Source organism: Microcoleus sp. Pol7_A1, assembly GCF_036701085.1.
Classification (GTDB): Bacteria; Cyanobacteriota; Cyanobacteriia; order Cyanobacteriales; family Microcoleaceae; genus Microcoleus; species Microcoleus asticus.
This window is the reverse complement of sequence record NZ_JAUBQD010000022.1, coordinates 62224-82538: the sequence shown is the minus strand read 5'-3', so window position 1 is coordinate 82538 and position 20315 is coordinate 62224. Positions and strand designations below refer to the sequence as shown.

Sequence of the window (20315 nt, the reverse complement as noted above, 5' to 3'; positions counted from 1 at the left end):
AATCCTTGATGGTAATCGGGTCAAATTTTACGAAATTATACTCGATTAGATCAATGCACCATTTATTGAGATCGCACTTTATTTCCTATTTCGTTGCCTGTGTTTTTTTGAATGGGAAGAAAACTCTACCTGCCAGACTTTGGAAGTAGATGCCACCGACAGTACCTAAAAACACTAAATAGGCGATCGCCTGCACGACATAGAGCTTATCCGTGTAGCCAAACAACGCACTCAACAACAAACCGGGAAACTTTTCTTCGGGAAGTAGTTTTGAGGTATTCCACACCATCGGCCCGAGAATGCAAGAGTGCACTTTGGCAAATCTTTCGTAATAGAAACACAGTGCTGCTGACTCGCGATTTGCTTGCGATAAAATATTCACCGCGCTGTCAAACAATCCCAAAGTAGATACCACTAAACCCGCTACAATGAAGAGCAATAAAATGCCCATATATTTGAAAAACAGGCGGATATTAATTTTTATTCCCCATTTAAACAGCAGGACACCAAGTCCGGTGGCTGAGAGAATGCCCGCCAAAGCACCAATCGCTGGCATAATCCCTTGTTGAAACTTGGCAACGACAAACAAAACGGTTTCAAATCCTTCGCGTAAAACGGCAATCAAAACTAAACTAAATACGCCCCAGCCGGCATGAGAATTTTGCGTTAAGGCAGCACTTACGGCGCCTTCGACTTCGGCTTTCATAAATCGCGCTTGCTTGGTCATCCAAATCAGCATCCAGCTCAGCATTGCGATTGCTAAAACCCCAAAGGTTGCCTCTAGCAGCGACTCCATAATTGGTGCAAAAGGCTGATTGGATGCGGACAAAATTTGAATAGTCCAGCCGAACAGTACACCTATCAAAGCACTGGCGATAAGTCCTACAGCAACACCGCCGAAAACCCAAGGATTTAAATAACTTTGCCCTGATTTTTTGAGGCAAGCTAGAACAATTCCGACAACTAATGCGGCTTCTACTCCTTCGCGGAGGGTGATTACAAATGTGGGTAATGCTTCGCTAAAATTCATCTTTTTATGGTAGAATGGAAGTGGTTAATGAGGGAGGTAATTGGCAGATTATTTACCAATTACCGCTCTTGATGAGAGTTAATTTTTTAGGAGGCTGGTTTGAGAACTTTTTGGCTGTCGCTTTCGATCGTTTTAATTAGCTGGCTGACTTGTTCGGTGGTTTTTACGGGGGCTGCAGGCGCGATCGCAGTAGGCCAATTTTCCTTAAGCTCAGTCATGTTGGCAACAATTGCTTTGTCGGTTTCCGGGCTAGTTTTAGCCACTTGATCCGCAATATCTTTGTACAGCATTTCCGCATACCTGACGAAACCCCGCGAATCTTGGTATTCAATAATTGCGGAAATTTTGCCGTTAGCAACTGCCGCTCCGTATTCGGAATTAGCTGTATCTAGCAAGCCGTTAATCACTTGCAGCACGAATTTCGGATCTTTGCGCTGCGCTTCGGGAAGAGCGGCAATTGCTCCATCTACAGCTTGCATCGATGTGGTAAATTCCGCATTCACTTGAGCCGGATCTTTTGCACCTGCTTTAACTAAATCCTGCAATTTAATTAAAGTAGCCTTAAATTCAGGAATTTTACGCTCGTTTAGCTGATCTTCCACATCGGCATAAATTTCTTCGACTGGATGCCCGATGTGCGGTTCTGCTTGGTCGGGTTTGCCTTGATCCAAGAGTTCTTGGGCTACGAAAAGATGCCCTTTCATCAAGCCGAGTTTAGTCATGTAGTCTACATCTTTGGCTTCGCCTGTGAGTACGATATCCTCAATAGTTACCAAGTCTTTGATTTGGTCGAATTGGGCTTGAGTAATGACATTTTTTGAAACCAATTCTTCGACTTTTCCGTAAGGGCGGCTGGCTTGAATTTTGTTAGAAAGTGCCGGTATTCCTAACTTGGCTTCGAGTTTATCTAACTCCGAAAGAATGGCAGTATTGATGTTAATACCGGGCTTTCCTCCGTGATTCCCGCTGTGACCGCTTGTGGATGCGGGACTGGCTGTAGCAGCGGGTGAGGGTGTGCTGTCGGTGTTGCTGGCTGTGGGGGAAACGCAACCAGCCAGAGCAACGAGGATGGCTGTAGCAGTGACTGTAGGTAATAAACGAAAAGTTGATAACATGGCAGTTGCTAATTTTTACGTTATGTGCATTTGAACTCGCAAGTTATTAATAAATATTCTCAATTACTTGCGAGCTATTAATTTTACCTATTTGCGATCGAGCTTGTCAAATAATTTCATACTTTCTTAATTAGAATCGGCGCCCCCTCGCCCGCGATTTGGGTTAAGCAATGACTTCAAATACACCCATGCAGCCAGCTTCGGCGATCGCATCTTGATGGGGATGAAACATATATTTTCCGGCGTAGCCGTAGGTAAATTCTAAGATATGTCTTTCAGCTACTCCCATAGTGATGACATCAGTTCTTTCACTGGGAGTTAAAGTCATTCCCGTGCGATATACGTCAAAAAAGTTGGCGTGCAAGTGGAAGGTTACTGCTGCTTCGTACTCGATCAGGTTGAGAACGTAGAGCCGAATTAGCTGATTTTTATAGATAAAAATAGGGTTGTTCATGTAATAATTTGGCAACCCGTTAAAAGCGTAAAGTTCGTTTTTTTCGTCATCGTTTACGTCATATCCTCCCATGATTAACATGATTTCATCTGCGGGAGGACGTGGTTTTGGCGGATCGATGATGAACATACCATAAAGTCCTTTACCGACATGGCGAGTTACAGGAGCAATATGGCAGTGATATAGATGCACTCCGTAGGGATTGGCATCGAATTCATAAATAAATACCGAACCGTTTTTCACTGGTTTAACGCCATCCATTTCGCTGGTATGAACGCCGTGAAAGTGCAGCGAATGAGAATGTCCGGCTTTGTTATAAAAAATGACGCGGATGCGATCGCCCTCTGTTGCCCTCAATGTCGGCCCCGGCACGCGATTGTTCACGTTCCAGGTGTTGAAAGTGACGGCGCTATTAAGTTGGACGATCGAAGTATTAGCTTCCAGGCGAAATTCCCGAACCGTGCGCCCGTTTTCGCGCGTCACCGTGCCGTAATCAAAATCCCGCGCAATTTGCATCGGGTTGATATTGCTGACGGTGGGTGCATCTGCGGGTATGGGCGGTATTCTCGCGACTGATGTCGGTTTGCGAGTCAAGTGTTGAAATGCGATCGCGCCCCCCGCTACCCCAGCCCCAGCTATTCCTAGCTGTAGCAGTTGGCGGCGACTCCAGCGCCCAGCCTTTTTAATGGCGGGACGATCGGATAAATCTGTCATAGTTATTGATAATAATTCTCAAAAGTTCCCTCGTGGTTGATTATAAGACATTACCAGCTTGTTGTCAATTATTGTCAACTGTTATCTTTTTCTGCGAAGCCAATCGATTTTAGATTTTAGATTTTAGATTTTAGATTTATTCCCGTCAGTCAGCCTGCGCGTTGGAATGAATCCGGGGGCTTGCGATCCAATTAGTTTCCGTCATAAAATTTCATGCTGATTTCATCTCAGTATGTGAGCTTAGATGTTGGCGTAGATGCTGCCGATCGCTAACAATGTATAAGGATTTACCGCTATAAATTAGAGTTATGAGAATTTTGCTAGTTGAAGATGAGCCAGATTTAGGGAAAGCGATCGATCGCACTTTAAAGCAGGAAAAATATATAGTTGATTGGGCTTTGGATGGCAGTGAAGCTTGGGAATATTTAGACAGTCACTGGACGCAATATAACCTGGCTATTTTTGACTGGTTGCTACCAGGATTGTCAGGATTGGAACTTCTGCAGAGATTGCGTGCTAAAAATAGCGTCCTGCCCGTCTTGATGCTAACAGCAAAAGACCGAATGGAAGATAAAGTTGCGGGACTAGATGCTGGGGCTGACGATTATTTAGTTAAACCGTTTGGGATGGCGGAACTGTTAGCAAGATTGCGGGCTTTGCAAAGGCGATCGCCCCAAATTCAACCGCAACAGCTACAGGTAGGAAATCTGGTTTTGGACTGCGGAACTCGAACAGTGCGCCATCTCGATCGAAGTGGCAACAGCCAGATAATTTCTCTAAAAAACAAAGAGTTTCAACTGCTAGAATATTTTATGAAACATCCCAACCAAATTATCACCACTGACCAAATTCGGAATCAACTATGGGAGGCGAGCGCAGATACCTTTAGCAATGTGGTAGCAGCTCAAGTGCGCTTGCTGCGGCGCAAACTTGAGTCGGTGGGCGGCGCGAATTTAATTGAAACCGTTCACGGCGTCGGATACCGGATGAGAAATTAAAGTAGGGCGGGATCTCCGGTCGCCCCCACAATAAAATTTAATTTTTGTGGAACAGGCATCTTGCCTGTTCTTAACAATTATACGATTAAGGCTAACTGGCACAAAGGTATGTAGTTGCGCTTCAGCGCTCTTTCCTAAGCTAAGAGCGCTTAGCCGTGTCAAGGTGAGTAACGAGCCTGCTAAGTTTCAGCGTTTTGATTCTGAGTCCAAGCTCCCCCAAGCAATTTTCCTTGATTGAAGTCTCAAAAATCGGAACGTGAAATAGGAGTTTTCGGCTTTTTATCTGGTTCAGATTTAACACGCAAGACAGGGCTAGCTAAGAGCGCTGAAGCGCAACTACATACCTAAAATTGTACCCTTACTTGTAACAGTTTGCCTTAGTCCTAAATTATATAAAATCTAAGTTTAAATGAATCAAAATAAACTATTTAACCGAACTCGCTGGCAATTAGCCATTTCCTATGCGGCTGTAATGGGTTTGATTTTGAGCTTGCTGGGATTTGGCGTATATAAGGCGATCGCCCACGCTCACTGGATCGCCATAGACCGCGAATTAGAATCGGTAGCGGGGACGCTACACGACAGCCTCGAAATCAAATTGCAGCAGCCAGGGCGCCTAGAACCAATAGTCAATGAACTTTTGCCCAACCTCCGCATAATTGGAGCTAACGGCATTAAAGAACAGTTGCCAGAGCGCCATATTTTAAGCGCTATCAACCAAAGCTATTATTATATCCGTTTATTTGATTCTTCGGGGAAATTAATTGCGACCGCAGGCGCTTATCCAGAAGAATTGCCACCAGAATTTAACTCTTATTACTGGCAAACAATAACTGACACCAAAGGCAATGTTTATCACCAAATTTCTGTAGCGCTACACACCCAAACACAGCAAGATTGGGGATATTTTCAAGTTGGCCGGAGCCTGCAAGACTTCAATAATTATCTCAATACAGTGAAATTGGTTTTGAAATTAGGATTGCCTACAGCATTGATTTTGATAGGCTTTGCTAGTTGGTTATTGGCTGGACTGGCGATGAAACCGATTTATTCTTCCTACGGACAAATCCAACAGTTTACAGCGGATGCTGCTCACGAATTGCGGACGCCTTTAGCGGCTTCGCAGGCGACAGTAGAATCAGCGCTGTTGACGCCTCAATTGGATGAAAAAGAAGCGCGGGAAATTTTGCGGACGATCGATCGCCAAAACCGACGGCTGACTCAGTTAGTGGCTGATTTGCTGCTGCTGGCTCGCATGGATAATCAAGCGATAGGCGATCGCCCTCAATTGTGTTGTTTGAATGACCTGGTTAGCGATTTAGTCGAGGAATTGGCAGCAATGGCGATCGCTTCTAAGGTAACGCTAACATCCTCCGTGCGGGTGCAGCAGCAATTAAATGTTGTCGGCAACTCCGACCAACTTTACCGTTTGGTTGCTAATTTAATTGTTAATGCCATTCAATACACTCCGGCTGGGGGAAAAGTAACAGTTATTTTAGATTGCAGCCACCAGGAGGCGATAGTTCAGGTTCAAGATACCGGTATTGGGATAGCGGCGGCAGATTTAGAGCGAATATTCGATCGATTCTACCGAGTCAACAGCGATCGATCGCGCCATACCGGCGGTTCGGGACTGGGATTGGCGATCGCCCAAACCATAGCCCGAGCACACCGCGGCAGCCTCAGCGCCCGCAGCGAATTGGGGCAAGGCGCTACTTTCCTGCTGCGGTTGCCTTTGTGAGCTACTATGTGAGGGAAACCGAATCATCTTTTTGGGGTAATCCCTTTTGCAAAAGGTAGCGCGATCGCCCAAAATCATTAAATAGCTAAGTAGGTAAGGAAAAAAAACATAGTATCTTGTAGGGGCGGGTTTAGCTAAGAATTTATCATACAAGCGAGAAGATGAGTGCACTCACCCGCCCTCCCCATCTAATGTTTATTTGTAACTACCTACTTATCAGCAATTAGCAGTCATCAGAGAGAAAAATTATGACAGTTTTAGAACAGGGAACAATCTCAATCCATACCGAAAATATTTTCCCGATTATCAAGAAGTCGCTATACACCGACCACGAAGTCTTCTTGCGGGAACTAATTTCTAACGGAGTCGATGCGATTGCCAAACTCAAAATGGTTTCCCGTTCCGGCGAATACAGCGGCGACATGGGCGAACCGCAAATCAACATAGCGATCGACAAAGAAAACAAAACCCTCTCAATTTCCGATAACGGCATCGGCATGACTGCCGACGAGGTAAAAAAATACATCAACCAAGTCGCTTTCTCCAGCGCAGAAGAATTTATTCAAAAATACCAAGGCAGCGGCGACGACGCAATCATCGGTCACTTCGGCTTAGGTTTCTACTCTTCTTTCATGGTGGCGAAGAAAGTAGAGATTGATACTCTTTCTTACCAAGAAGGCTCCCAAGCAGTACACTGGTATTGTGACGGTTCTCCCGCTTTTGAACTATCAGAATCCTCCCGCACGGAACGCGGCACTACTATTACTCTCACTCTCCAAGATGAAGAACAAGAATATGTAGAACCCAGTCGCATTAAGCAGTTAATCAAAACTTACTGCGATTTCATGCCTGTTCCCATCAAATTTGAAGGAGAGGAACTCAACAAGCACAAAGCAATTTGGCGGGAATCTGCCAGCAATTTGCAAAAAGAAGATTACTTAGAACTGTACCGCTACCTTTACCCGTTCCAAGACGAGCCGCTGCTGTGGGTACACCTGAATACAGATTATCCTTTTATTGTCAACGGGATTCTTTACTTTCCAAAACTGCGCCCGGATGTCGATGTTACCCAAGGCAATATTAAGCTATTCTGCAACCAGGTTTTTGTCAGCGACCACTGCGAAGAAATTATCCCTAAATTCTTGATGCCGCTGCGGGGAGTCATTGACAGTACCGACATTCCGCTGAACGTTTCTCGCAGTTCTTTGCAAAGCAATCGAACTGTGCGGAGAATCGCTGATTATATTGCGAAAAAAGTGGGCGATCGCCTGAAAGAACTCTACCGCGACGACCGTGACGAATACATCCGCTGCTGGCAAGATATCGGCACTTTTGTCAAGTTTGGAACTCTCAACGATGACAAGTTCAAAAAGCAAGTGGAAGATATTTTAATCTACCGCAGCACCTACGAACCAACAGCCGAAAAGCCAGAAACTGTGACGCCTGAAGTGCAGGTGCAAACAGAGGAAGGAGATTTGTGGCAAGATGTCACTCCGAAGTCGGAAAATTCTAGTTCCACGCAGCCTTACACGACTCTAAAAGAGTATTTGGAACGCAATCAAAAACGCCACGAAAATCGCGTGTTTTATTGTACCGACCCGGCGTCTCAAGCAACTTACGTTGCTATGCACAAAAGCCAAGGTTTAGAAGTGCTGTTTATGGATTCTTTCATCGACACGCACTTTATCAGCTTCTTGGAAAGAGAATACTCAGATGTCAAATTCTCGCGGGTTGATTCCGACATCGACGAAACGCTAATTGACAAAGAAAAAGAAGCGGAAATTGTCGATCCGGCGACGAATAAAACTCGCAGCGAACAAGTTAAAGAAATGTTCCAAAAAGCTCTCAATAAGCCGAAAGTGAACATTCGCACAGAAGCTTTGAAGTCTGACTCTGCGGAGGCGACTCCACCTGCGATCGTACTTTTGCCGGAAGCTTTGCGCCGGATGCGCGACATGACGGCGCTTTTGCAGCAGCAAGCGGCCGAATTCCCCGAAGAACACGTTTTGCTGGTGAATACGTCTCACCCGCTGATTCAAAATTTGGCTAGTTTGAGTCAGGGTGCGATTATTCAAGGCGGCGGGGAGTCTCCTTCTGCCGAGTTGGCGAGTATGATTTGTCACCACGTTTACGACTTGGCTTTGATGGCCCAGAAGGGTTTCGATGCTGAAGGGATGAAGGATTTTGTCGAGCGATCGAATCAAGTGTTGACAAAATTGACTCAACGTGCAATGTAATTACCCCCCCCAACCCCCCCTTAGTAAGGGGGGGAGCAAGAGTTTATTTCTATTGGTAAAGGGATAAGTCAAGCCTTCTTCCTTCTTCCTTCTTCCTTCTTCCTTCTTCCTTCTTCCTTCGGGTATAATGAAATGCTGCACGCAAAAAACGGTAATCTGGAGGGCAATATGTCGCGGAAATGTCAGCTAACGGGGAAGAAGGCTAATAACGGTTTTGCAGTTTCTCACTCGCACCACCGCACTCACAAATTGCAAGACGCAAATTTGCAGTGGAAGCGGGTTTGGTGGCCGCAGGAGAAGCGCTGGGTAAGATTGCACCTTTCTACAAAGGCAATTAAAACCTTGCAACACAAGGGTTTGGAAATCATGGCGAAGGAAGCTGGAATTAATCTTTACAAGCTTTAAAAAACTTAGCTAAATTAAAATGAGGGCGATCGCACACTTGAGAGTGCGATCGCCCTTACTTTTAGAAAAAAAGCTTTAGTAGAGCAATTTTCGGCATTTCAGTAAATAAGTAGTCATCTGACCTTTGCCTTTAACTTCGATCGCGCCGCGGTTTTCAAAGGAATACTTTTCTCGCAATTGCTGATAAGTTGTCTCTGTTACCTGAATGCACCCCGGCTTGCCGTGGGATTCCATGCGGGAAGCGGTGTTAACCGTGTCTCCCCACAAATCGTAAATAAATTTTTTAATGCCGATAACTCCGGCGACAACCGGGCCGCTGTTGATGCCGATTCTGATGCTGAAAGCTTGGCTGTGGGTATTGCTGAAGTCAGTAATTGCCTGCTGCATATCCAAAGCCATTTCTGCGATCGCATCTGCGTGATCCGGGCGAGGAACTGGCAGCCCTCCAACTACCATGTAAGCGTCGCCAATGGTCTTAATTTTTTCCAAACCGTGCCTTTCTGCTAGGTTGTCAAATGTCGAAAAGATATCATTTAGCATGGCTACTAATTGCCTTGGAGAAACTAGGGAACTGAGTTGAGTAAAGCCTACTATGTCCGCAAATAAGACAGTAACATCAGCAAAGGTGTCTGCGATCGTACTCTCTCCTCGCTTCAACCGATTTGCTATTTCTTCAGGCAAAATATTCAACAACAAGCGTTCTGATTGTTCCTGTTGAACTCGCAGTGCATTTAAAGTATCATTGAGAGCATTAGTTCGTTCTTTCACTCTAAATTCTAACTCTTCATTGAGTTGGTAAAGCGCCATTTCAGCTCGCCTGCGCTCTGTGATATCCGTACCGATTCCCAGCATTCCTGCGAAATTTCCTGCCGCGTCAAACAGCGGTTTATTTGCCCACGATACCCAAACCAGCTCGCCGCTGCGCCGCATACTTTCATTTTCATTTCGCGTGTATTGTTCTGGGTTTTGCAAAATATCTCTCAACTTTGCTCCCAAGTCATTTCCTTTTGTATCTACCTCGGGAATAATTGTTCCCACTGCGTGTTTGCCAATTATCTCTTTTTCGTCGTAACCGAAAAATTTCTGTGCAAATTCGTTAAAAAAAGTAATATTTCCTTCCGTATTTATTTTTAAAATAATGCTGTTAGCATTTTCGACTAATTCCCGATACTTAATTTCGCTTTGCCGCAGTGAATCCTCTGCTGAGGCGCGTTCGGCTACAGTGGCGGCCAACAGCAGCGATGTAACTACAATTACGCTCATAAAAGCCTGCAAAAACAAGATAGCCTGATTAATATTGTCCGCTTTGGCAATAAAGGGGCCACCTCCCTGAGAACCGCCCCAAATTGCGATACTGGATACAATGAAAGATGCTAAAACAGCCCCGCCCTGGCCGAATTGAATGGTTGCCCAAATTACTAAGGGAAATGGCAAGTATTCGAGGGGATAATGGGAGAGATTGCCTTCACTTTTTGAGTTGTATACTAGCCAACTGACTGTTACTAATAACAGCAGGCATATTCCGGCACTGATGCGATTTAAAATAGTTTTAGGGCCTGGACTTTGTGAAGTGCTTCGTACTTGTTTTTGGTTGTATATAATCAACAGCAGGGGAGTAAAAATTAAAACTCCTAATGTATCTCCGAGATACCAATTCCAGCGAATTTGCCAATATTGGCTCCAGTCAACTAAACCAGTTACACAGAGCCGCAGCGTGCCGATAGTGCAGTTGATTTGGGTGGCAACTAGAGCACCGCAAAAGACTAAATTGACTACATCGATCAGCCGATCGAGTGAGGAGCGAAACTTGAGCTGTTGCAGCAAAGTAAATGCGCACACAGCTTGTAAACAAGCGCAAAAAGCACTAATTGCTGCAAGTGTTAAAGATACCTTAAGGTGAATAGTTTCGTAAAAAAATACGCCTAAAGCTATGCCCGGCAAAAGGCGGCTACCAAATAATAATATTGCAGCTTGTGCAATTCCTGCGGGCGGCCAGACGCAGGTAGCTAATTTATTTACGCCGGGGATTGAAACTGCTATTTTTGCTCCCAAAGCGTAAGCAAAAGCAATGGCAGCTACTTTGGCTAAGTATTGCCAATTTCTAGGTTGAGTAAATCGCAGAAACAGATTTGTGTTTTGGTTCATACTGAGTTTTATATTTTTAACTAACTATAGCAACCGCACCCGAAAATTAGGAGATTATTAATTTATGAAACATGAGTTTTTATATTCCTTCTTCATTGTTCCTTATGCTATAACTTGATACCTGTAATAAAATAAGTGTCCATCTCACCTTGGCTTTTGACTTCTATTCTGCCGCGACTTTGCAATAAATACTTGTCTTGCAATCGCTCATAAGTTGTCGCTGTTACCTAAATGCACCCAGGCGTGCCGTCATAGTTCATGCGGTAAGCAGTGTTAACTGTGTCTTTCTACCAATCGTAAATAAATTTTTTAAGGCTGATTATTCCAGCGACAACCGGGCCGCTGTGGATGCCTATTCTGATGCTAAAATTTTGATGGTGGCTATTTCTGAATTCAGCAATAGCCTGCTGTATATCGAGGGCGATTGGTGCGATCGCCACTGCATGGAATCGAAGAAAATGATTTAGGTTCAGATTTATATCGAGTTTTAAGTTTTTCGGGATTTCAGAGCTTGTCTTTAAATTTCATAGCAGAAGAAGGAAGCTAATGTAGGGTGCGCAGTGCGCACCTTACCTATACGTTGCGCGCTAATGTAGGGCGATGCACTCCGCACTTTACCAATTATAAAGCCTTATTTGATGGCGGCATCAATCCACTGTTTCAAAGTAGAATTGACTTCATCAATGAGAATTTCATGTGATTGGTGAGTTGCTCTTTCCACGACTTCAACTTTGCCTGCTTTCAGCGAACGACCGGGAACAATCCGATAGGGAATGCCGATTAAATCAGCATCTTTGAATTTAACTCCGGCTCGTTCGTCGCGGTCATCTAGCAAGGTTTCAATCCCAGATTGGTTGAGTTCTGCGTAGAGTTTTTCGGCGACTTCTACTTGTTGGGCGTCGGAAATATTGGGGATGCTAATAATGGCGTGATACGGGGCGATCGCCACCGGCCAAATTATCCCGTCTTTGTCGTAGGATTGTTCAACGGCAGATTGAGCTAGACGCGACACGCCGACACCGTAACAGCCCATCACAAATGGCATTTCTTCGCCTTGTTCGCTGGTGTAGGTGGCGCCCATTGCTAGGGAGTATTTGGTTCCTAATTGGAAGATGTGGCCGACTTCGATGCCTCTGGCACTTTGCAAGGTTTGTTCGGGGTTGTGCACTGCCCGATCGCCTTTTTTGGCTGTTCTGACACCTACAACCGTTGCTGGTAGAGGAAATTCTTTATCCCAATTAGCCCCGACAACGTGGTATCCTGATTCGTTTGAACCGGTGACAAAGTTTGTCAGGTCAACTGCGGTGCGATCGACTAAACGAAAAAACTTAGAGTTTACCTCCTTGCTCCCAGCGATATAATCATCAGCAACATCGGGAGCCATATAACCGAGAGGTAAAGATTTAGCAGCCCATTTCCGCTGAGCTTCCGCATCGGGAACAGTCAAAAATAAAACAGTTTTAGCTTGATAATTGCCCGCTAACTTCGTTAATTCATTCAGCAACTTTACCTGATTCACATCTTGGTCGCCGCGAATGCTTACCAATACCAAGACTGTGATGCCACTGTCGTAAACAGCTTGGTAAAGCACATTTTTGACAACTTGCGTCGGAGAACATTTCAAAAATTTGCAAAGTTTATCAATTGTTTCAGTTCCCGGCGTTTCCCGCTTTTCAAAAGTTGCAAAGGGCGACGGTTCGGCATCAGCAGGCATCGATACAGCCTTTTCCACATTAGCTGCATACTGACCGTCTTCAGTATAGAGAACTTCATCCTCGCCCGCTTCTGCCAGCACCATAAACTCTTGAGAACCAGAGCCGCCAATTGCTCCCGAATCAGCATCTACTGCTCGGAATTGCAAGCCCGATCGGCGCAGCATATTGCTATAAGCTTGAGCCATATCCTGATAAGTTTTTTTCAGGCTTTCTTCGTTAGTGTGAAAAGAATAGCCATCTTTCATAATGAATTCGCGACCGCGCATCAACCCGAAACGCGGGCGAATTTCATCGCGAAACTTAGTTTGAATTTGATATAGATGTACAGGCAATTGCCGATAAGAACGAATCATATCTTTAGCAATTGTAGTAATCACTTCTTCGTGAGTAGGGCCCAGTCCCAATTCTCGCTGCTGCCTGTCTGTCATTGCAAACATAATACCTTCAGCTTGAGTGTAGGTGTCCCAGCGGCCGGATTCCCGCCACAAATCGGCCGGTTGCAATTGCGGGAGGAGACATTCTTGAGCGCCGGTAGCGTCCATTTCTTCGCGCACAATTTGAGATACTTTTTTGAGAACTCGCCACATTAAAGGTAGATAAGCGTAAAGGCCGCTGCCGATGCGCCGGATGTATCCGGCACGGAGTAATAGTTTGTGGCTGGGAATTTCTGCTTCTGCCGGGTCTTCGCGCAGGGTGACAAAAAGCATTTGAGAGAGTCGCATGGCTGATTTCCTTAAAATACCGGATGATTGTAATTTTAGATCAACTTCTGATATTATCAGACGTGAGGCGGATTTGATTAAATATATGAATAAAATTTGGCAAAACTACGAAAAAGGTATGGCAGTATTTGATAATTGTCACTCTCCTACTGTGCAATCTCAGTGGCTTGCCTTAAAAGATGAAATAGGAGAATTTGTTCGAGAACCTAATTCCAGCGAAATTTGGGATATTGTTCATGCTGCTGGTCGATTGCTTTACAAAATAATCGGAATTCCCTTATATTTACTGGCATATCCTACTGTTCGCAAACACAGTCAACGTTTCGAGGAGTACGGCTGTCTTCGCAGCATTCGCAACTGTGAGGGAAAATGCTGCGGCAAAAATTCCTAGCCTAGGCTGCGGCGCACTCGATATCATGTTTGTTGAATAGCCTGCAATTACAGTTAGAAACCCTCGATCGCACGCGAACGATAGTGCAGATCGATCGCTCGGAATTACTAGCTCGTTTTGAGCATAAAAATCAAACAGAATCCTAACTAGGTAGCCCACTATACGATATGTAGGGTGAAGTGCCTCGCACTTTACTACTAGAGATAATTGGTGGCATCGCCCCCCGCCTCAAACTTGCAGCTTTTATGCGAACTCTGCTGCTACCAGTCGCATAAAAACTAATTTCTGACTTTAGACGGATTTATTTTTTAGCTTCCACAGGCATAATAAGTAGCAAGGATGAGATCACTATAGAACTGATTTACTACTCATCCCAAATTCACTAATAAGGGCTTCCGTAAGATTAAGCCAGACCCAAACAAACCACCATCTAAAAATTACAAAATCCCTTATGAATAAATTTGGGGTCAAGTTTCGCTATGCCGAGTTAGGCATAAAACTGTAGGAGGTAATTTATGTTTGAAAGCGAGTTATTAATTTCGCAGTACAGTCCCAAATTCAATATTGCCCAAATGCCAGTAGAAATAGACGCGACATTTGACCACCCCGATATCGGAGGGCTGATGTTTTTAAGCCCGCAGTTTTTCGTTGCATTAATCGCCGGAGTCATTATGGCTTTCGGCTTCCAATTCCTGTTAACAAATTTCTCGATCGCCGCCAAAATCTCAAATTGGGACGAGGCTTTACCCGACGATGACGATGATGATGATTCCAAAAGTTTAGGAACTAAAATTCGTAAGACTGAAGGTCTAGTCGGGGGTTGGATTTTAGTCACAGTTAACCTGGCTTTATTTTTGGCTTGTTTTCTGGCAGTCAAACTAACTTCAATTGCCTCGGTAGACGGAGCGGCAATTATTGGTGTAGTCATTTGGTCGGCGTACTTTTTAACGCTGGTGTGGCTCGGTTCTAGCGCCGTCGGTTCCATGATCGGTTCCTTGATAAAAACTGCTTTTTCAGGCGTTCAAGGCGTCATGGGTACTGCCGGTGCAGCGATCGGCGGCAAGATGGCCAGCGACCAAATGGTCAACACTGTAGAGGCATCTGTTGCCGCTGTCCGCCGCGAATTGAGTTCGGCGGTAGACCCGGATAGCATTCGCGAAACACTGCAAGATTATGTGGGTTCTTTGCAGTTACCGAAACTAGATGTTAAAGAAATTCGCGGTCAATTTGAAAAGTTGCTGGGCGATTCAGATATCAAATCTCTTGCGGGAAGCGACGTTCTGAAGAATGTTAACCGCCAGACTTTTGTGGATTTAGTTAAAAGTCGCACAGACTTTTCTCAAGAGGAAATAACTCAAGTTGCCGACCAACTCGAAGGCGTTTGGAAGCAAACTTTCGGCAAGCAGCAAGAGCAGAAAGACCCAAATTTAGAGTTGGTTAATTTTCTCAAGTTTGCGGCTCCTGATTTGCTGAAGTCTGACGAACTCAACGCCAAGCTGTCTCAAATTCTGGAAAGTAGGGAAAACAAATCGGAATCCACCAGCGGCATGAAGCGAGCGATGCAGTTGGGTGTGGAAGCTCTTGTGGGCACTGTTTTGTCGCGGACGGATTTGTCGGATTTGGATGTTGAAAAAATCTCTGGTCAGTTGCAGCAACTGACAGCCAAAGGGACGGAACAAGCTAAATCTTTGGCTTCTAAGGCGGGCGAAAAAGTGCCTGCGCTGCCTTTCAATACAGCTAAGGCTGATGTGGAAAACTACTTGCTGAATGCCCAACCTTGGCATCTCAACCGGGAGACAATCAAGCAGGAATTTAGGGATGTTATTTACGACCCGGAAGCTTCTCCCGGGGCCGTTTTGCGCCAGTTAGAGCTGTTTAATCCCGATTATTTTGTAGGGATTCTGGGCCGCCGCGAGGGGTTGGCTCCGGAACAGGTGACGGAAATTGCCGAACAGCTTGAAGGTGTCCGACAAGAAGTGTTGGAAATTGTGCGAGATGCTGCGGGTGAAGAACAGTCTCAAGATTTGCGGAGCCGGATTGAAAATTATTTGCGATCGACCGGCAAGGAGGAATTGAATCCTGAAGGTATCGAGCGGGATTTCCAAGCGCTTTTGGAAGATCGGGATGCTGGTTTTGAGGCTTTGCGCGATCGCCTGTCGCAGTTTAACCGCGATACTTTGGTGCAGTTGCTCGGTCAGCGGGAAGATTTCAGTCCAGAGGAAGCCGATCAGTTAATCGGGCGGCTCGAAAGTTCGCGCGATCGCGTGATTTCTAGAGCTCAAGAATTGCAAGAGCAAGCGAAATCGAAAGCGCAAGAATTGCGGCAAAAGGTAGAAGACTATCTCCGCAATACTAATAAGGAAGAACTCAATCCTGAAGCGATCGAGCGCGAGTTTCAAACGCTGTTAAACGACCCGGAAGCCGGATTTAAAGCGCTGAGAGAACGCTTGTCTCAATTCGACCGCGATACGCTGGTGCAGTTGCTGTCACAGCGCCAAGACCTCAGCGAAGAACAGATAAATCAGGCGATCGACCGGATCGAATCTGTGCGCGACAACATTATCCACGCGCCGCAAATAGTGGCAGATAGAGCTAAGCAACAGTACGAGGAAGTTACTGCAAAAATTGGCGAATACCTGCGGAATACCAACTTGGAAGAACTCGATCCAGAAGGCATCAATCGAGATTTGACCAAATTGTTTGAAAATCCGAAAGAGGGTACTTTGGCACTTCGGGAAAGACTTTCTCAGGTCGATCGCGAAACTTTAGTCAAGCTGCTTTCGCAGCGGGAAGATTTGAGCGAAGAACAGATCAATCGGACGATCGATCGCGTGCAAAATTCGATTCGCAGCATCGTGAAATCGCCCCGCCGCTTGGCATCTCGCGCTCAAAAAACAGTCCGGGATTTCCAAGGAAATTTGGAAAATTACTTGCGGAATACGGACAAGGAAGAACTCAATCCTGAAAGCATCAAACGCGATTTGCAGTTGCTCTTTAGCGAGCCGGGAATGGGGATGCAAAGTTTGGGCGATCGCCTGAAGCACTTCGATCGATCGACTCTGGTAGCATTGCTGTCGCAGCGGGAAGACATCTCGGAAGAGGAAGCTAACAGAATTGCCGACCAAATTGAATCTGTCCGCAACCAAATTGTGGAACAAGTTCAAATAGTTCAGGACAAGTTTCAGTCAACAATTGACGGTATTTTCGCGAAAATTCGGGATTACCTCAATTCGCTCGATCGACCCGAGCTCAACTACGAGGGAATCAAGCGGGACTTGCGCAAAGTGTTTGACGACCCGCAGGCCGGATTTGACGCGATTAAAGAGCGTTTAGGTGAGTTCGATCGCGGTACTTTAGTTGCCCTGCTGAGTTCTCGTTCCGATATATCCGAGACTGACGCTCACCGAATTGTTGACCAAATGGAAGGAGCCAGGGACAGCGTTTTATTGCGATCGGAACGCCTGCAAAATGAAGCCAAAAAACGCATCAAAGAACTCAAGAAAAAGACCAAGCAGCAAGCAGAAGATGCGCGCGAAGCGGCAGCAGCGGCAGCTTGGTGGCTGTTCGGTACGGCTCTGACTTCTGTGGTTGTTTCCGCTTTGGCTGGAGCAATAGCAGTCGGCGGGATTTCGGGTTTGTTTAGCTAGATTTTCAACGAGTTTGAAATAAAATTCTCCTGATTCTAGGCTGGCTGTTTGCCAGCCTATTTTCTTGGGAATAATATCAGAGTCCTTCAGGATTCTATAGTTGGCGGAAACACTCTCGATAAATCGAGCGCCAAGTCGTGAAAATAAGGCAGATTAACAGACTCGTTGGGCAGAAAAATCAGCGTCCTGCGATAACCAAATTGGCCTGGGGCATTCTGATAGGGCTCGCTGTAACATTCCAAGCAAGTTTGTGATAAATTAAATATCCAATAGTTAGAGATTCCGGCTTCAGCATAAAGGGGGAGCTTAACCTGTTTGTCGTAACTCAAAGAAGAATCTGCAATCTCAATCAGCAACAGTATATCCCCTGGACAGGGGTGAGAGGATAGATAGTCGTCAGGGCGATTTTGTACGAGCGAAAAATCAGGTTCAGGTTCGCTGTTTGTCGGTAAAACGATGGGAGATTGACACTGTAAAGTTGCCCGCTCTGCTACTATGGCGCTTAATTCCCGCAATAATCTTCTCAGACAGGTTTCGTGAGCGGTACCTTTAGCTGCCATTTTCACAAGTTCTCCATTAATTAACTCAACTCGATCGTCCTCACCAAAGAACCCCAGTTCTGTCAGGCGGTGATATTCCGCTATGGTGAAGCGTTTTGCAGTTGCGATCGACATAACAGCCACCTCAATACAGGTCTGTTGCGATTATAGGCGATCGTCGATCGGCTAAACAATGCTAATCAGGAGTACAGCTCATAACAATCTTGTCAAATTTGCGTCATCCTTTGGTTGCAAATTTTCCCTATTTTGGTGAATTAACTTCACGAACTTATGTTGGGAAGCATCTCTGTCTTAAGCAAGATTCTAGCGTCACTCTTTATTAGATACTTTAATTAAGTAGCAAACAAAAGTTTTCTCACAAATAAGAAAGCTGAGCAATACATATTATTTTGGAGGCTTGAATGACTTTTACTAGCAGTGCTTACGACCAAGGAAAAGCAGATATTAAGAAGTTGAGTGTAGACGACCAATTAGGTTTGCTGTGGTTTGTTTACACCCAAATGGGCAAATCAATAACGCCAGCGGCTCCCGGTGCTTCCGGTTCTGACATCGCTCAGGGTCTGTTCGATCAAGTCAAGCCGCTGCCCCACCAAGAACAACTACAAGTAATGCGCGACATTGCCTCAAATGCCAATACTGAAATCAGCCGGATGTACGGCTCAATGAGTCCTGAAACCAAGTTGGCTTTTTGGTATTTTCTAGCAGTAGGAATGGACGAAGGAACTATTATTCCTGTGCCTTCGGACTATCAACTTCCCGAAGCAGGACAAGCTTTACTAGGAAAGATTGAAGGCATGGACTTCCAGCAGCAAATTGATTTCCTTCGCGGTACAATTTTAGAAATGGGTGCTGAAGCCGCTCCGGGGGCTGGCATTTAAAAAGATTAGTAATTACTGAGCGAATTAATTGCCCGCAACCCCGGTTAATTTATGATTAAATTAGCTGGGGTTGCTCAATCTAGCAGCCTTGGATGCATTTCAACATAATGCTGTCATTCACAAGCGTTGCAAAGCATCTCTATAAAAGTTAATTCCTGACCGAAAGCATCCAGGATACAAGCCCCCGGATTCATCGGTCCAGAAATAAAAAACCTGTATCCGATAAAGGAGCCCCCTAATTTATCCGTGGGGTCAATGCTTCAATCTAAAATCTAAAATCTAAAATCTAAAATCGATTGACCTCATAACTTTGCCTGCGCTAATAAGTTTTCTAACAGTGAGTTAACTTCCTGACCGTAGGAAATTTCCAGCGTATGACCGTCCGGGTCTCGGAGATAAGCCCAGTAACCGACAGGAGGTTCCGAGTCATTAGGGCCGTTCAATAAAAGCCCTTCTGACTCAGCTTCACTGCAAAGGCGATCGACTTTTTCACGAGTTTCGCAGGCGACGCCGAGATGGGAATGTGGTAAAAGTTTGCCATCCACTAATGGTGCTTTAATTAGCACAATGACGAACGGTCGAATTAAATCACAAATCCAAGCAACATCTAATGATTTAATTCGATCTACACGGCGGTGAACCACTTTGAGGCCAGCGTACTTCGCGTAAAACGAGATGCTTTTGTCTACATCGCTAACAGAAAGTGCAATGTGGGTAAAACCAATATCGCTCATTTGAAGTTTCCTCCTATAATGTACGCAAATTTTACCGCTAATAACTGAATTCAGCAGCTCTATTCCCCACAACTTCCGGCGCACCCGCAATTAAACGCATATCTTCGCAGGCAACTGTTAGCAATGGCTGACCTAAGTTTAAACTTGCAAAATGACTCTCTTCAGGTATTTCTAATTCGGCTTTAATTAAACCGATTCGAGATTTAAATTCTCCTTTAAATAACAGCAAATTGCTGCTGTCAGCGCTGAAAACATTTCCGCTCACAGACAGCGGTAAAGCTAAAGTTTGCTTGCTGTAATTGAGGCTGCACAGTGGACGGTTTCCTTGGCTAACTGTGACGCGGTAGCCTAGCGGTGCTGCCTTTACCGAATCGCTGCCTTCCCAACTAAATTGAGCTAATTCTTTAGGAAGTCGCCAAATTTCTCGCCCGCCGGCTACCGAGTTAGGGTTGTCTACGTAAATATGGGAAATCCAAGCGCCCCATTTTCCTGCATAATTGGCGATCGCGCTAACTACAATTAACTCATTGTACTCCATCACCGAACCCAACCCGTAGGAGGATATATAAATGCCCCCTAGGGTTTTTCCGGGCAATAAAGAGACAATTTCTAACTCAGAGGGAACCAAGGGGCGCACTCGTGCCACATCTACCAATTGTAAAGTCTGAACAGCATAACCTTGCAGATTCCAAGGTGCAGGTGGGTATACCATTTTCACTAATTAAATATCTGAGATTTTATCTTTATTTTAGCTTGGCGCTTCAAAAAGCAACAAGTTTTGGTATTTCTTCACAAGTTGTTAGTAACTTATTTATTTAAACAAATTAAT

General features: G+C 45.1%; 15 protein-coding genes and 1 pseudogene. 7 read left to right on the top strand and 9 right to left on the bottom strand.

Annotated elements, in window-relative coordinates:
- Positions 1-85: 85 nt before the first annotated feature.
- The 3 genes from QUA20_RS14785 to QUA20_RS14775 all read right to left on the bottom strand — a co-directional run bounded on the left by QUA20_RS14785 (position 86) and on the right by QUA20_RS14775 (position 3313).
- Positions 86-1030 carry an FTR1 family protein gene (locus QUA20_RS14785; RefSeq protein WP_333189552.1) on the bottom strand — a complete coding sequence of 315 codons (945 nt, stop codon included), beginning with the start codon at positions 1028-1030 and terminating at the stop codon, positions 86-88.
- A gap of 86 nt (positions 1031-1116) precedes the next feature.
- The gene (locus tag QUA20_RS14780) at positions 1117-2145 is read right to left on the bottom strand and encodes a helix-hairpin-helix domain-containing protein (protein WP_172186024.1); all 1029 of its coding nucleotides are present in this window, start codon (positions 2143-2145) and stop codon (positions 1117-1119) included.
- Positions 2146-2308: 163 nt separating this feature from the next.
- A complete protein-coding gene (locus QUA20_RS14775) occupies positions 2309-3313 on the bottom strand; it encodes a multicopper oxidase domain-containing protein (protein ID WP_333189550.1) in 1005 nt (334 codons plus the stop codon).
- Between the two features lie 308 nt (positions 3314-3621).
- Between QUA20_RS14775 and rppA the strand changes: the two genes are divergently transcribed.
- From rppA to rpmB, 4 genes are all read left to right on the top strand, one after another.
- On the top strand, positions 3622-4311 hold the full coding sequence (rppA, locus tag QUA20_RS14770) for a two-component system response regulator RppA (protein WP_333189549.1): 690 nt from the start codon (positions 3622-3624) through the stop codon (positions 4309-4311).
- Positions 4312-4720: 409 nt separating this feature from the next.
- A complete protein-coding gene (gene rppB / locus QUA20_RS14765; RefSeq protein WP_333189548.1) occupies positions 4721-6052 on the top strand; it encodes a two-component system sensor histidine kinase RppB in 1332 nt (443 codons plus the stop codon).
- 248 nt (positions 6053-6300) lie between these two features.
- Positions 6301-8289 carry a molecular chaperone HtpG gene (gene htpG, locus QUA20_RS14760; protein WP_333189547.1) on the top strand — a complete coding sequence of 663 codons (1989 nt, stop codon included), beginning with the start codon at positions 6301-6303 and terminating at the stop codon, positions 8287-8289.
- A gap of 168 nt (positions 8290-8457) precedes the next feature.
- Complete coding sequence (rpmB, locus tag QUA20_RS14755) at positions 8458-8694, top strand: 50S ribosomal protein L28 (RefSeq protein WP_006634309.1); 237 nt, start codon at positions 8458-8460, stop codon at positions 8692-8694.
- Positions 8695-8769: 75 nt separating this feature from the next.
- Here the strand turns inward: rpmB and QUA20_RS14750 are convergent, their stop codons facing one another.
- The 3 genes and pseudogenes from QUA20_RS14750 to proS form a co-directional block, all read right to left on the bottom strand.
- Positions 8770-10839, bottom strand: coding sequence for an adenylate/guanylate cyclase domain-containing protein (locus QUA20_RS14750; protein ID WP_333189546.1), 2070 nt, complete (start codon positions 10837-10839; stop codon positions 8770-8772).
- A gap of 107 nt (positions 10840-10946) precedes the next feature.
- Positions 10947-11285: pseudogene (locus QUA20_RS14745) on the bottom strand (adenylate/guanylate cyclase domain-containing protein); the annotation flags it as partial.
- Between the two features lie 185 nt (positions 11286-11470).
- Positions 11471-13276, bottom strand: coding sequence for a proline--tRNA ligase (gene proS / locus QUA20_RS14740; protein ID WP_333189545.1), 1806 nt, complete (start codon positions 13274-13276; stop codon positions 11471-11473).
- Positions 13277-13361: 85 nt separating this feature from the next.
- Between proS and QUA20_RS14735 the strand changes: the two genes are divergently transcribed.
- Positions 13362-13667: a hypothetical protein gene (locus tag QUA20_RS14735; RefSeq protein WP_333189544.1), complete on the top strand. Its 306-nt coding sequence runs from the start codon at positions 13362-13364 to the stop codon at positions 13665-13667.
- 515 nt (positions 13668-14182) lie between these two features.
- On the top strand, positions 14183-17314 hold the full coding sequence (locus QUA20_RS14730) for an MFS transporter (protein WP_333189543.1): 3132 nt from the start codon (positions 14183-14185) through the stop codon (positions 17312-17314).
- A gap of 86 nt (positions 17315-17400) precedes the next feature.
- Here the strand turns inward: QUA20_RS14730 and QUA20_RS14725 are convergent, their stop codons facing one another.
- Positions 17401-17988: a Uma2 family endonuclease gene (locus QUA20_RS14725; protein WP_172186032.1), complete on the bottom strand. Its 588-nt coding sequence runs from the start codon at positions 17986-17988 to the stop codon at positions 17401-17403.
- Between the two features lie 287 nt (positions 17989-18275).
- On the opposite strand from QUA20_RS14725, the gene QUA20_RS14720 reads away from it, so the two are divergent.
- Entirely contained in the window at positions 18276-18752 is a 477-nt protein-coding gene (locus QUA20_RS14720) for an orange carotenoid protein N-terminal domain-containing protein (protein WP_333189542.1), read from the top strand.
- A 302-nt stretch (positions 18753-19054) separates the two neighbouring features.
- Here the strand turns inward: QUA20_RS14720 and QUA20_RS14715 are convergent, their stop codons facing one another.
- Positions 19055-19486: a VOC family protein gene (locus QUA20_RS14715; RefSeq protein WP_333189540.1), complete on the bottom strand. Its 432-nt coding sequence runs from the start codon at positions 19484-19486 to the stop codon at positions 19055-19057.
- 37 nt (positions 19487-19523) lie between these two features.
- The gene (locus QUA20_RS14710) at positions 19524-20198 is read right to left on the bottom strand and encodes an acetoacetate decarboxylase family protein (RefSeq protein ID WP_333189539.1); all 675 of its coding nucleotides are present in this window, start codon (positions 20196-20198) and stop codon (positions 19524-19526) included.
- Positions 20199-20315 lie beyond the last annotated feature (117 nt).

Bases quoted from the DNA above. Each gene is read 5' to 3' on its own strand.
- QUA20_RS14785 (WP_333189552.1), bottom strand. From the start codon at position 1,030: ATGAATTTTAGCGAAGCATTACCCACATTTGTAATCACCCTCCGCGAA.
- QUA20_RS14780 (WP_172186024.1), bottom strand. From the start codon at position 2,145: ATGTTATCAACTTTTCGTTTATTACCTACAGTCACTGCTACAGCCATC.
- QUA20_RS14775 (WP_333189550.1), bottom strand. From the start codon at position 3,313: ATGACAGATTTATCCGATCGTCCCGCCATTAAAAAGGCTGGGCGCTGG.
- rppA (WP_333189549.1), top strand. From the start codon at position 3,622: ATGAGAATTTTGCTAGTTGAAGATGAGCCAGATTTAGGGAAAGCGATC.
- rppB (WP_333189548.1), top strand. From the start codon at position 4,721: ATGAATCAAAATAAACTATTTAACCGAACTCGCTGGCAATTAGCCATT.
- htpG (WP_333189547.1), top strand. From the start codon at position 6,301: ATGACAGTTTTAGAACAGGGAACAATCTCAATCCATACCGAAAATATT.
- rpmB (WP_006634309.1), top strand. From the start codon at position 8,458: ATGTCGCGGAAATGTCAGCTAACGGGGAAGAAGGCTAATAACGGTTTT.
- QUA20_RS14750 (WP_333189546.1), bottom strand. From the start codon at position 10,839: ATGAACCAAAACACAAATCTGTTTCTGCGATTTACTCAACCTAGAAAT.
- proS (WP_333189545.1), bottom strand. From the start codon at position 13,276: ATGCGACTCTCTCAAATGCTTTTTGTCACCCTGCGCGAAGACCCGGCA.
- QUA20_RS14735 (WP_333189544.1), top strand. From the start codon at position 13,362: ATGAATAAAATTTGGCAAAACTACGAAAAAGGTATGGCAGTATTTGAT.
- QUA20_RS14730 (WP_333189543.1), top strand. From the start codon at position 14,183: ATGTTTGAAAGCGAGTTATTAATTTCGCAGTACAGTCCCAAATTCAAT.
- QUA20_RS14725 (WP_172186032.1), bottom strand. From the start codon at position 17,988: ATGTCGATCGCAACTGCAAAACGCTTCACCATAGCGGAATATCACCGC.
- QUA20_RS14720 (WP_333189542.1), top strand. From the start codon at position 18,276: ATGACTTTTACTAGCAGTGCTTACGACCAAGGAAAAGCAGATATTAAG.
- QUA20_RS14715 (WP_333189540.1), bottom strand. From the start codon at position 19,486: ATGAGCGATATTGGTTTTACCCACATTGCACTTTCTGTTAGCGATGTA.
- QUA20_RS14710 (WP_333189539.1), bottom strand. From the start codon at position 20,198: ATGGTATACCCACCTGCACCTTGGAATCTGCAAGGTTATGCTGTTCAG.